We start from the raw sequence: 12,489 nt of genomic DNA, 5'->3' as shown, positions 1-12,489 counted from the left end.
GAACGACAGCCTGATAAAAACGACTGCCTGAGGAGACAACCATGACCACGCCCACCCAGAACGTCCTGCAATCGACCGACCAGCACATCGACAGCGCCCGCCTGTGGCAGTCGCTGATGGACCTCGCCCGCCTCGGCGCCACGCCCAAGGGTGGAGTCTGCCGCCTGGCGCTGACCGACCTCGACCGCCAGGCCCGCGACTTGTTCGTGCAGTGGTGCGAGGACGCCGGCTGCGACGTCAGCATCGACGCTGTCGGCAACCTCTTCGCCCGCCGTCCCGGGCGCAATCCCAAGCTGCCGCCGGTGATGACCGGCAGCCATATCGATACCCAGCCGACCGGCGGCAAGTTCGACGGCTGCTTCGGCGTGATGGCCGGGCTCGAGGTGATCCGCACCCTCAACGACCTCGGCGTGGAGACCGAGGCACCGCTGGAAGTGGTGGTCTGGACCAACGAAGAAGGCTCGCGTTTCGCCCCGTGCATGATGGGTTCGGGGGTATTCGCCGGCAAGTTCACCCTGGAGCAGACCCTGGCCAAGCGCGACGCCGACGGCATCAGCGTCGGCGAAGCGCTCGACGCCATCGGCTATGCCGGCCCCCGCGCCGTGCTCGGCCATGCGGTAGGCGCGTATTTCGAGGCGCACATCGAACAGGGCCCGATACTCGAAGACCAGGGCAAGACCATCGGCGTGGTGCTCGGCGCCCTCGGCCAGAAATGGTTCGACCTGACCCTGCGCGGCGTCGAGGCCCATGCCGGACCGACGCCGATGCACCTGCGCAAGGATGCCCTGGTCGGTGCCGCCGCCGTGGTCGAGGCGGTCAACCGCACGGCCCTCGCCCACCAGCCCCATGCCTGCGGCACGGTCGGCTGCCTGCAGGCCTACCCTGGCTCGCGCAACGTGATTCCCGGCGAAGTGCGCATGACTCTGGACTTGCGTCACCTCGAAGGCGACCGACTGGACGCGATGATCGCCGAGGTACGCGCGGTGATCGAAGCCACCGTGGCGAAACACGGCCTGAGCTACGAGCTGGTGCCCACTGCCGACTTCCCCGCGCTGTACTTCGACCGGGGCTGTGTCGAGGCGGTGCGCGAGTCGGCGCAGGCCCTGGGCCTGGGGCACATGGACATCGTCAGCGGCGCCGGGCATGACGCGATCTTCCTCGCCGAGCTAGGCCCGGCAGGGATGATCTTCGTGCCCTGCGAGGGTGGGATCAGCCACAACGAGATCGAGAACGCCGCGCCCCAGGATCTGGCCGCGGGTTGCGCCGTGCTGCTGCGGGCGATGCTGGCGGCGTCGGCAGCGATCGCCAGCGGGCGCTTGGCGGCCTAGGCGCCTGGCGCGAGCGCGCGGCTTTTGCAGGGGCTGCTGCGCAGCCCATCGCTGGCTGCGCCAGCTCCCACAGGTACACAGGCCTGGCTGCCACAGGGCTGTAGAAACTGACGGATCTGTGGACCTGTGGAATCTGTGGATCTGTGGATCTGTGGGATCTGTGGGAGCTGTGGGAGCTGTGGGATCTGTGGGAGCTGTGGGAGCTGTGGAATCTGTGGGAGCTGTGGGAGCTGTGGGAGCTGTGGGAGCTGTGGGAGCTGTGGGAGCTGTGGGAGCTGTGGGAGCTGTGGGAGCTGTGGAATCTGTGGGAGCTGTGGGAGCTGTGGGAGCTGGCGCAGCCAGCGATAGGCCGCAAGGCGGCCTCCGGCATCAACAGGCTCCCCCCGGCGCCACCGCCGCCCCCGCCAGCTGATCCAGAAACGCCGTGACCTGGCGCCGTCCCTTCAGGTGCACCACCGGCACCTGTGGCCCCAGCGCCAGGCGCATCGCCTCGATCCCACGCCGGTAGGCATGGTCGAAGGTCCAGACAAACTTCAGGAACTCCAGAAACTCCCGGTTCAGCCGCTCGCTGCAACCATCGGGCAGGTCGGGCCGTGGCCGCTTGCCCAGGGAGCGCAGGATCACCCGTTTCATGCACACCGCCCGCGGCGTGTCCAGCCACACCACCAGGTCGGCTCGCGGCAGACGCAGGTCGAAGGTGCGCCGCGAGTAGTTGCCCTCCGACACCCAGGCATCGCCCGCCAACGCGTACCGTACGCGCTCGCGAAATACCTCGGCGTCCGGTTCCTCCCAGCCGGGCTCCCAGAACAGGCGGTCCAGGTGCACTACCGCCAGCCCAAGACGCTCGCCAATGGCCCGGGCCAGGGTCGACTTGCCGCTACCTGCATTACCCAATATGACGATGCGCTGCATATGCAATCCCTTGCCGCAAAAAAGCCAGCGAGCGTATAGCCACCCCGCGTCCCTGTACAGCGCCAGCGGCGTTATACTCGCGCCCTTCCCATCCGGCCCGGAACCCTGTCATGCGGCAAGTCCTGCTCATCGTCGACGTGCAATCCACATTCAGCCCCTCGGAAAAACTGGTGGACGGCATCCGTGCCCTGTCGGCGTACATCCCCACTGTCGCCTCGGTGGAGCTGCACGACGAGTCGATCACCCCGTTCCAGCGCCAGCTTGGCTGGCATCCGGCCCGCGACGACATGGCGCTGGTGGAGGCCGACAAGGTGTTCGTCAAGCACGGCTACGGGCAAACCACCGAAACCCTCGACTACCTCAAGGGCCTGGGGGTAGAGCGGGTGCTGGTGTGCGGTCTGCAGACCGAAACCTGCGTGCTGGCCGCCGGCTTCGCCCTGTTCGACGCCGGACTCAACCCGACCCTGGTCACCGACCTGACCCTGGGCTCGTCGCTGGACCGCTCCGGGCAGTTGGGCATCGACCTGTGGCGTCACCATTTCGGCCAGCTCACCACCGCCGCCGAAGTGATCGCCGGGCTCGCTCGCTGACGCAGAGCGCCTTCGGGCGCCTGGCACGCCCCAAAGCATAGCCTTCCGGCATCAGCCAGCCGTCCTTGGCCATGACCTCTCGTCGCCTCTCATTAAACTTAAATTGCATTTAACATTTGCAGGAATCAAGCTCCGTCCACGTCCTGTCGCCAGGCTCTGTACGTGGAATTTCGTGGGCGCGGGCTTGCCCCGCGATGAAGTGCGAAGCGCTCCTGCAGCCGATATCACATAGCGGCAAAGACGCCGTGAACGCCGGCTTTGCTGCCCCGTGCGGCAGATCGCGGGGCAAGTCGCATCGGTGCACCGCCACTCCCACGACAATGGACGACCATACTTTTCGTACAAAACCTGATGGTGCCCCTGGCATGTCCATCACCTCCGTCATCGACCCGCCACGACACCGACCCCGCTACCCTTACCGCCCAGGCCTGCCCCATGCAAACACCGACTCTTCCCGCCGAACGCGATGCGCATCCGCCCATCCCGCTGTTGCTCGGCGCCTTGCTGCTGGTGATGTTCCTCGCCGCGCTGGACCAGACCATCGTCTCCACCGCGTTGCCGACCATCGTCAGCGACCTTGGCGGCCTGCGCTGGCTGTCCTGGGTGGTCACCGCCTACCTGCTGGCCTCCACCGTGGTGGTGCCGCTGTACGGCAAGTTCGGCGACCTCTATGGCCGCAAGCGCGTGCTGCAGATCGCCATCGTCCTGTTCCTGCTCGGGTCGGTGTTGTGCGGCATGGCCCAGAACATGACCGAGCTGGTGCTGCTGCGCGCCCTCCAGGGCCTGGGCGGTGGCGGCCTGATGGTGGTGGCGATGGCCGCCATCGGCGACGTCATCCCACCGGCCGAGCGTGGCCGCTACCAGGGCTTGTTCGGCGGCGTATTCGGCCTGGCCACGGTGGTCGGACCGTTGATCGGCGGTTTTCTGGTCGAACACCTGTCGTGGCGCTGGATCTTCTACATCAACCTGCCTCTGGGCCTGCTCGCGCTGCTGGTGATCGGCAGCGTGTTCCGTCCCCACGTGGCCTCGGTGAAGCACGTGATCGACTACCTCGGCGCGGGCTTTCTCACCCTGACCCTGGCCTGCGTGGTGCTGATCACCAGCCTGGGCGGCAACCTGCTGCCCTGGGATTCGCTGGACATCCTCTGCCTGTCGCTGTTCGCCCTGATCGGCCTGGTCGGCTTCATCCATGAGCAACGCCGGGCCGCCGAGCCGATCATGCCACTGCACCTGTTCGGCCACCGCACCTTCGTGCTGGCCGGGCTGATCGGCTTCATCGTCGGAGTCTCGCTGTTCGGCGCGGTGACGTTCCTGCCGATGTACCTGCAGGTGGTGAAGAATGCCACGCCGACCAGTGCCGGAATGCAAATGCTGCCATTGATGGGTGGACTGTTGGTGGTCTCGGCCATCACCGGCCGGCTGATCAGCCGCTGGGGGCGCTACCGGGTGTTCCCGATCCTCGGCACCCTGCTCCAGGCCATTGCCCTGGCCCTGCTCAGCCGCCTCGAGCTGGACACCCCGCTGGCGTTGATGAACCTGTACATGGGCCTGCTCGGCGCCGGCCTGGGCATGGTGATGCAGGTCCTGATCCTGGCCGTGCAGAACAGTGTCGAACCGCGCCACATGGGCGTGGCCACCTCGGGGGCGACGCTGTTCCGTTCGATCGGGGGCGCCATCGGCGTGTCGGTGTTCGGCGCGCTGTTCTCCCATGATCTGCTGCAACGCCTGGCCGCGACGTACCCGGCCGACAGCAACCCGCCGACCACCTTGTCGCCCAGCGAGGTGCACGCCCTCGCCGCGCCGCTGAAACAGGCCTACCTGGAGGCCTTCGCCGGCGCCATGCACGGGGTGTTCCTGACCGCCTGCGTGGTCACCAGCGTGGCCTTCGCCCTGAGCTGGCTGCTGCGCGAAGTGCCGCTGCGCAAGGCGGGCAGCCGCGCCTGAAGACCACCCGCGGGGTGCGCAGACCCTAGCACTTCCCCTATCGCGCCCGGGGCTTTATCCTGCCGCCCTTCGCCGGGGTGTCCGGTTGCCCAGGAGTCTCCATGTACATTGACGTACCCCGCGCCCTGGTGTTCTTCGACCAGCGCGACAACGCCCCCTGCCTGCTCCAGTACCAGCCACGCAGCGGTGTCCTGCAGGCCCCCAGCGGCGCTCGTGCGGACGATACGGTCTGCCATGTGTCCGCCGAGGGTCGCCTGGCACTGCGCTCGCTCGAGCCGATCACCGTGCGCGGCGCCCGGCGTTCACGCCTGGGCTTCACCTGCGGCGCCACCTTGCTGCACGAAACGACCCAGTACCTGTCGTTCTGGTCGCGCTTCGCCCCCAGCGGGCGCCATGTCCTGGTCAGTGCCGTCAATGGCAAGAAACGCCCCGTGGTCATCGACCTCGACAGCGGCGCCCATGGCGCACCGATCGCGCGCGACCTCGATGCCCGCTTCGGCGACATCGACCCGCTGCAAGGCCATCTCTGGGCACCGGACGAACGCACGCGCAACCGCTTGCTGAAAGTGGACTGTGCCAGCGGCGAAGTCACCTCGGTCAGCCTGGCGATGGGTGACAAGATCCAGAACCTGCGCTTCGCCCGCGATGGCCAGCACCTGTTCGCCGTTGGCTGCAACAGCCGTCTGCTGTGCTGCGACCGCGACGGTGCGACCGTATGGTCCGTGGACCTGAGCGAGTACGGGCACCTCGGTGCCGGACAGCTCTTCTACAACGAATCGGCCAGCCACCTGTGCCTCCCAGTGTCTTCGACACCACGCAGCAACTGGGGCGAGGACCTGATCATCGCCACCGCCAACGGCCATCTGGAAAACACGGTAGTCCGGCACAAGGGCCCGCCTTCGCGCCTGGCCGCGGACTGGTTCGGCGACCGTCTGCTGACTCATGGGGCCGAGGTGGTGGACTTCTTCACGGGCGAGGTACTGGATCAGCTTCGCCTGACGCCTGCACCGGCCTGACCATCCTCAGGCCACTGGCTCCACCGCATCCGCTTCGCGTTTTTTCCTGCCCCGTCCCCAGCGCGCCAGCACCAGGCGCAACGCCCTGTTCCAGCAGTAACCCACCAGCACGCCGCCGGTGATGGCAAGTGCCACCGCCACCAGCGGCTGGCCCGAGACGCGCCGGGCCACGGACTGGAACTGGAAATGCGTCAGGTAGATGAACAGGGTCGACGAGGCGATCACCGCCCCCACCTTGGCCAGCAACGCCGGCACCGGCACCGCGCGGATCCAGATCAGCGCCAGTACCGCCGGCAGGGCGAGGTCGACATGCCGCCTGCTCGCCAGTGCCTGCCAGTCCATCTCCAGCAGGCCCATGATGTCGATCTCGGCGATCACCAGCACCGCCAGCCCGCTGACCAGCCACTTGCGTCTCGGCGAATCGGCGAAGTGCACCGCCATGCCCAGCACCATGATGGCCAGGAAGTGCTGTGGCACCCGGTTGAACAACGGTCTGGCGTCGTATATCCACAGGGTGATGACGATGTCCGCCAGCAACAACGCACCGGCAGCCAAGGCCAGGTTGCGAAACGGATTGCCCAGCAGGCGCCGGCACAACGGCGGCACCGACAGCACCAGGCCGATGATCAGGATCATCTGCACCAGCACTTCGATGTACCAGTAGTTGAAATAGCCCACCTGCTCGGTAGGGAACCAGTTGGAAACCAGCAGCAGCGACTGCCAGTGGAAGTGGTCGAACAGCACCTGGATCAGCAGGGTGTAGAGCACGGTCGGCAGCGCGATACCAGCCACCGAACGCAGCAGCATGCGCGCATCGCCGCGCGCCTCGATGGCCTTGAGCTGGAACCTGGCCAGGCTGATGCCGGAGATCAGGAACAACGTGCTGGTCTCTCCGGTGACCACCCAGCGGGAGAACAGCCCGAAATGCCCGACCACGATCAGGATGATCGCCAGCATGCGCAGCAGCACCGGCATCTCCAGGGCCGGCCGCGGCCGCTGCGCCACGGTGCCCTGCTCGACCAGCTCGCGCACCGGGACCAGCTCCCAGCGCTGTGGCAGGTGGCCGATCAGTTGCTGCAACACCATCGACGCCTGGACGAAGGACATCGAGTCCCCCCCGTGCTCGACGAAACTCAAGTCAGGATCGATCGCCGGCACCTGGAGTATCCGCGCCCAGGCCTCGCCCAGCCGCACACCGAGTGGCGACAGGTCCTGCCCGGCAACGGCATTGAAGGCCGGTGCCGGCAGCGCGCGCTTGTCGATCTTGCCGTTGGGCGTCAGCGGGATGGCCGGCAGGAATACATACACCGCCGGCACCATGTAGTCCGGCAACTGTTCGCCGAGCGCCTGGCGCAGCATGGCGGTCGACGGCGGTTGAGCGGCGACGCAGTAAGCGACCAGCTTCACATTCGTACTGTCGCGGTTGGCCAATACCACGCACTGCTTGATCCCGGGCTGACGGACGATGGCCTGCTCGATCTCGCCCAGTTCCACACGGTGGCCACGGACCTTGACCTGGCCGTCGGCGCGCCCGAGAAAGTCGACACTGCCATCGGCCAGGTAGGTGCCCAGGTCGCCGGTGCGATAGCAGCGGTCGGCCACTTCTGCGCTGAACGGGTTGGCCACGAACTTCTGCGCGCTCAATGCCGGGTCGCGCCAGTACCCCAACGACAGGTACGGACTGCGGATCAGGATCTCCCCCTCCTCGCCCTCGGCCACCAGACGCCCGGCGCTGTTCACCACCAGCAGTTGCGCGTCATCGATCCCCTTGCCCAGCGCGAACCGTTGTCGCCCGTGCACCTCCTCGAGCAGTTGGAAAGCCATGGCCTGGGGGGTTTCGGTGGTGCCATAGAAGTTCACGCCCCGGGCATTGGGCGCAATCACCTGCATTTGCCGGTACAAGGCCAGGCTCAGTGCATCTCCCCCCCAGAACAGATAGCGCAGACGCTCGAGCACTTGCCCGCTCATGCTGGCGCCGGTTTCGATCAACTTGCCCAGCGGCGGCGTGAGGTGCATGACCGTCACGCCTTGGCGCCCAATCCAGCTGGCGAGGGCAGCCGGATCGGTCAGGGTCGCCCGGCTGGGGCAGACAACCCGTGCGCCGATCGACAGCGGCGTGAAGAGATCGCGATACACCGGATCGTGGCCCAGGCCCGACACCAGGGAGAAACGCTCAGCGCAGGTAAACCCGTGGCGCCTGACATGCCATTCGACGAAATGCACCAATGGCGCATGGTGGGTCACGACGCCCTTGGGTTCTCCCGTGCTGCCGGAGGTGAAAGTGATATACGCAGGTTGTTGCGGATCGACCACGGGCAACGGCAACGGCTCGCCGGCGAACTGTCCCAGAGCCTCGGCTGGCGCGTCCGCAACCCGCAGGACAGGAATCTTCCGGCTTTCGAGCGTGACCTGCGCCGCGCCGCACACCAGGATGCAGGCTGGCGCCAGCACCTCGACGATCTGCTCGATGCGGGCCGGCGGGTAGGCAACGTCGGCCACGCTGAACACCAGACCCGCGCGGGAGGCGCCGAGCACTGCGTGGATCAGCCCGACGCTACGGTCGCTGACGATCACCACCCGGTCCCCGGCACGCGCGCCCAGCTCCAGCAGGTGCCTGGCAAGCGATCGGCTGACCTGCTCGAGTTGCTGATAACTGCAGGTCAGCGAATCAGCGACGACCGCGATGGCCTCGGGTGTACGCGCAGCCTGCCGGACGAAAGCCTCGAAGATCGGCTGCTCGGCACGATACGACAGGCCCTGGCTCGGGTTCGGACGCAGATCCGGCATGATCTCCGTTGGCTCCGCGTGGTGGGTAGGTCACTGGCAGCCCGAACAGGCAGAGGCTCAAGACCCAGGCTGCATGGCTAAACGCTAGTGCACGCCGGCAAACGCCGCCAGCGCCAGGCACTACCGCTCGGCGCCAGGCGCGCACGGGCCAGACGTACGCCAAGTCCGGCAGGCAGACAGCAAAAAGGGCCGCCAAGCGGCCCTTCCAGCACAGAGCATGCGTCCCCGTATCAAGGGCACTCGCAGGTCGATGGCCCGAATACCGGACCTGCGCATGGGTCCTTGGACGGCCCGAACACCGGGCACGAAGCCTGGGCGGTCACGGAGAAGCCCCACATCAGCAATACCGCGAACATCATCTTTTTCAAAGTAACCTCCTGTTGATCTATCGATCCCTGTCAATTGGGTGTTTCAGCGCTCACATACGCAAGTGGTAGGCCCCAGCACCGCGCCAGCGCACGGGTCTTCCCAAGGCCCCAGCACCGCGCAATCGGCCTGCGCCGCCAACGAATACAGCCACAGCAGCAGTGAAACCGCCAACCCTCTGGTTTTCATCATGACCTCCTTGGTCGTGCAGCGATAACGGTCCGTGTCCTGACGAAGGCGCGGCTCCCTCCCCGGCGTGACCCGCAAGTCAGCCATGGGCCCGCACATCAAAGACCAACGCCAGCATTTGCGCCAGTGTGACCTGGCGTCGCGCTCATGCGGATAGCATCATCTCCACTGCTCATCCAAATGCGCAATTCCAGCAAAAACGAAAGGGCCGCAAAGCGGCCCTTTCGTCACGACAACGTCACAGCGGCGCTCAGATCGAGATCCCAGCCGCCCGTGCCCGTGCCGCATGCAGCTTCTTGTAGCTCTCGACCAGGCGCAGATGGCGGTCCAGCCCTTCGAGTTTCAGGCTGGTCGGCGTCAGCCCATGGAAGCGCACGCTGCCCTCGACCGAGCCAAGTACCGCGTCCATCCGTTCGTTGCCGAACATGCGACGGAAGTTGAACTCGTAGTCGGCCATCTCCAGATCGTCGTCCAGCACCACTTCCAGCACCACGTTCAGCGCCTGGTAGAACAGCCCGCGCTCGACCGTGTTGTCGTTGAACTGCAAGAACGCCTCGACCAGTTCCTTGGCCTCGTCGAAGCGCTGCAACGCCAGGTTGATCAGCAGCTTCAACTCAAGAATGGTCAGTTGCCCCCATACGGTGTTGTCGTCGAACTCGACGCCGATCAACGTGGTGATGGTGGTGTAATCGTCCACCTCGCAGTTGTCCAGACGCTTGAGCAGCATCTTCAGTGCACGCGGCTCGAGGCTATGCAGGTTGAGGATATCGGCGCGGAAGGTCAGCGCGCGGTTGGTGTTGTCCCAGATCAGGTCCTCCACCGGGTAGATCTCCGAGTAGCCCGGCACCAGGATGCGGCAGGCGGTGGCGCCGAGATCGTCGTACACCGCCATGTACACTTCCTTGTCCAGCGCCTCGAGGATGCCGAACAGGGTCTGCGCCTCCTGTACGTTGGAGTCCTGGCCATGACCCGAGAAGTCCCACTCGACGAACTCGAAGTCGGCCTTGGCGCTGAAGAAACGCCACGACACCACGCCGCTGGAGTCGATGAAGTGCTCGACGAAGTTGTTCGGTTCGGTCAGCGCGTGGCTTTCGAAGGTCGGCTGCGGCAGGTCGTTCAGACCCTCGAAGCTACGGCCCTGGAGCAGTTCGGTCAGGCTGCGCTCCAGCGCCACCTCGAAGCTTGGGTGGGCGCCGAACGAGGCGAACACGCCGCCGGTACGCGGGTTCATCAGGGTCACGCACATCACCGGGAACTCGCCGCCCAGCGACGCGTCCTTGACCAGTACCGGGAAGCCTTGCTCCTCCAGGCCCTGGATACCGGCGACGATGCCCGGGTACTTGGCCAGCACCTCCTGGGGCACGTCCGGCAGGCACAGCTCGCCTTCTAGAATCTCGCGCTTGACCGCCCGCTCGAAGATCTCCGACAGGCACTGCACCTGCGCCTCGGCCAGGGTGTTGCCGGCGCTCATGCCGTTGCTCAGGAACAGGTTCTCGATCAGGTTGGACGGGAAGTACACCGTCTCACCGTCCGACTGGCGCACGAACGGCAGCGAACAGATGCCCCGCGCGGTGTTGCCCGAGTTGGTGTCGTACAGGTGCGAACCGCGCAGTTCGCCATCCGGGTTGTAGATCTCCAGGCAGTACGGATCGAGGATCTCGTCCGGCAGCGCATCCTTGGCGCCCGGCTTGAACCACTGCTCGTCCGGGTAATGCACGAACGGCGCGTTGGCCAGCTCCTCGCCCCAGAACTGGTCGTTGTAGAAGAAGTTGCAGTTCAGGCGCTCGATGAACTCGCCCAGCGCCGAGGCCAGCGCGGCCTCCTTGGTCGCGCCCTTGCCGTTGGTGAAGCACATCGGCGACTGCGCGTCGCGCACATGCAGCGACCAGACATTGGGCACGATGTTGCGCCACGAGGCGATCTCGATCTTCATCCCCAGCCCGGCGAGAATCGCCGACATGTTGGCGATGGTCTGCTCCAGCGGCAGGTCCTTGCCGGGGATGCAGGTGCTGCTGTCCGACACCGGCATCAGCAGCGCCTGGGCGTCGGCATCGAGGTTGTCGACCTGCTCGATGACGAACTCGGGGCCGGTCTGCACCACCTTTTTCACCGTGCAGCGGTCGATGGAGCGCAGGATGCCCTGGCGGTCCTTCTCGCTGATGTCTTCCGGCAGCTCGACCTGGATCTTGAAGATCTGGTTGTAGCGATTCTCCGGGTCGACGATGTTGTTCTGCGACAGGCGGATGTTCTCGGTGGGGATGTCGCGGGTCTGGCAGTACAGCTTGACGAAGTACGCCGCGCACAATGCCGAGGACGCCAGGAAGTAGTCGAACGGCCCCGGGGCCGAGCCGTCGCCCTTGTAGCGGATCGGCTGGTCGGCGATCACCGTGAAGTCGTCGAACTTGGCCTCGAGACGGAGGTTGTCGAGAAAATTGACCTTGATTTCCATGCGCAGGGGTACCAGAAACGGGCGGGAACGAAGAAATGGCCGGCATTATCCGGGATTTTTACCGGGAAGTGTTGGCTGGCCTGCCGTCGGGGCCGGCGGCATGCCGAAATGGCATTGAAATAATATGAACGCAATCGGCCTGTAGGCTTCCAATGATTGACAACCCTCCACCCCGCACGCCTGGAGCCTTCCCATGCGCATGTCATGCCGCGCGCCCTGCGCCTGCCTGGAGCTGGACTTCGTCCGTGACACCCTGTTCGGCCCCGTGGCCCAGCGTGCCGAATGCCTGGTCCAGCTCGCCGCGCTCAGCCTGCAGGGCCGCCCGGCCCTGCGTCTGCATATCGAGCCACCCTTGCCCGGCAAGGTGGACCGCGCCCACAGCGTTGCCTTCACCTGGGAGGGACGCAGCTATCAGGGGGTCGTGCGCGACCACGTCAAATGCGGCGACGGCGGCATCAACCTGCTGCTCGAACTGCAGTGAATCGCTCGGCGCCGCCCTGGCCTGGCGACAACCTTCAGGCGATCGCCTTGAGCACGCTGGGCAGGGCGTGACGCTGCTCCTTGAGCTGCGCCACCAGCCCCACGAGGTCGCGGCAACTGTTGAGGCTGGCGAGCGGGACGCCGGTCACGGTCAGGCATTCATCCAACGTCTGGCCCTGGCCGAGGCGGATGGTGAGGCTTTCGCCATCCGCACAACTGACCTCGCAACGATCCGGCAGGCAGGCCTGCTCTATCATCTGCCGCATCTCCAGCAGCGAAACACCTATCAACGACATGGTATGACCCTCTCTTTCCTGGATGGCCTGTCATGGGTGATTACGCCCTTGCAGGGCACGGTGCCAATTGATATTGCCCATGCCTGGGCGCCAGTCCATTCGCCTGGGCAATCACGGGGAATACCCATGGCA

General features: G+C 65.7%; 12 protein-coding genes. 6 read left to right on the top strand and 6 right to left on the bottom strand.

Annotation, left to right across the window (positions count from 1 at the left end):
- The first annotated feature begins 41 nt into the window (after positions 1-41).
- Both F3J43_RS17250 and F3J43_RS17245 read left to right on the top strand, forming a co-directional pair.
- On the top strand, positions 42-1,328 hold the full coding sequence (locus tag F3J43_RS17250) for a Zn-dependent hydrolase (RefSeq protein ID WP_166889158.1): 1,287 nt from the start codon (positions 42-44) through the stop codon (positions 1,326-1,328).
- 143 nt (positions 1,329-1,471) lie between these two features.
- Positions 1,472-1,756: a hypothetical protein gene (locus F3J43_RS17245; RefSeq protein ID WP_286184716.1), complete on the top strand. Its 285-nt coding sequence runs from the start codon at positions 1,472-1,474 to the stop codon at positions 1,754-1,756.
- Here F3J43_RS17245 and F3J43_RS17240 read toward each other — a convergent pair.
- On the bottom strand, positions 1,698-2,240 hold the full coding sequence (locus tag F3J43_RS17240) for a P-loop NTPase family protein (protein ID WP_166889155.1): 543 nt from the start codon (positions 2,238-2,240) through the stop codon (positions 1,698-1,700). The genes F3J43_RS17245 and F3J43_RS17240 overlap by 59 nt on opposite strands.
- A 110-nt stretch (positions 2,241-2,350) precedes the next feature.
- Between F3J43_RS17240 and F3J43_RS17235 the strand changes: the two genes are divergently transcribed.
- The 3 genes from F3J43_RS17235 (at position 2,351) to F3J43_RS17225 (ending at position 5,790) form a co-directional block, all read left to right on the top strand.
- A complete protein-coding gene (locus F3J43_RS17235; RefSeq protein ID WP_166889151.1) occupies positions 2,351-2,830 on the top strand; it encodes a cysteine hydrolase family protein in 480 nt (159 codons plus the stop codon).
- Between the two features lie 435 nt (positions 2,831-3,265).
- Positions 3,266-4,774, top strand: a complete 1,509-nt coding sequence (locus F3J43_RS17230) for an MDR family MFS transporter (RefSeq protein ID WP_166889149.1) — start codon at positions 3,266-3,268, stop codon at positions 4,772-4,774.
- A 101-nt stretch (positions 4,775-4,875) separates the two neighbouring features.
- A complete protein-coding gene (locus F3J43_RS17225) occupies positions 4,876-5,790 on the top strand; it encodes a YncE family protein (RefSeq protein WP_166889146.1) in 915 nt (304 codons plus the stop codon).
- A 6-nt stretch (positions 5,791-5,796) separates the two neighbouring features.
- On the opposite strand, the gene F3J43_RS17220 is transcribed toward F3J43_RS17225, so the two are convergent.
- The 4 genes from F3J43_RS17220 to F3J43_RS17210 form a co-directional block, all read right to left on the bottom strand.
- Positions 5,797-8,577, bottom strand: a complete 2,781-nt coding sequence (locus F3J43_RS17220) for an amino acid adenylation domain-containing protein (RefSeq protein ID WP_166889142.1) — start codon at positions 8,575-8,577, stop codon at positions 5,797-5,799.
- Positions 8,578-8,807: 230 nt separating this feature from the next.
- Positions 8,808-8,933 (bottom strand): PA0050 family protein, encoded by a 126-nt coding sequence (locus tag F3J43_RS24450; protein ID WP_502706618.1) that lies wholly within the window; start codon positions 8,931-8,933, stop codon positions 8,808-8,810.
- Between the two features lie 55 nt (positions 8,934-8,988).
- Positions 8,989-9,132, bottom strand: a complete 144-nt coding sequence (locus F3J43_RS17215) for a PA0050 family protein (RefSeq protein WP_166889139.1) — start codon at positions 9,130-9,132, stop codon at positions 8,989-8,991.
- Between the two features lie 250 nt (positions 9,133-9,382).
- Complete coding sequence (locus tag F3J43_RS17210; protein WP_166889135.1) at positions 9,383-11,581, bottom strand: OsmC domain/YcaO domain-containing protein; 2,199 nt, start codon at positions 11,579-11,581, stop codon at positions 9,383-9,385.
- A gap of 193 nt (positions 11,582-11,774) precedes the next feature.
- On the opposite strand from F3J43_RS17210, the gene F3J43_RS17205 reads away from it, so the two are divergent.
- Positions 11,775-12,062, top strand: coding sequence for a hypothetical protein (locus F3J43_RS17205; protein WP_166889132.1), 288 nt, complete (start codon positions 11,775-11,777; stop codon positions 12,060-12,062).
- Positions 12,063-12,096: 34 nt separating this feature from the next.
- On the opposite strand, the gene F3J43_RS17200 is transcribed toward F3J43_RS17205, so the two are convergent.
- Complete coding sequence (locus F3J43_RS17200; RefSeq protein WP_166889130.1) at positions 12,097-12,357, bottom strand: DUF1652 domain-containing protein; 261 nt, start codon at positions 12,355-12,357, stop codon at positions 12,097-12,099.
- Positions 12,358-12,489 lie beyond the last annotated feature (132 nt).

This window comes from Pantoea sp. Cy-639, from assembly GCF_011752525.1.
Taxonomy (GTDB): Bacteria; Pseudomonadota; Gammaproteobacteria; order Pseudomonadales; family Pseudomonadaceae; genus Aquipseudomonas.
Note: the sequence above shows the minus strand (reverse complement) of the source record. Positions and strands in the feature narration are given on the sequence as shown.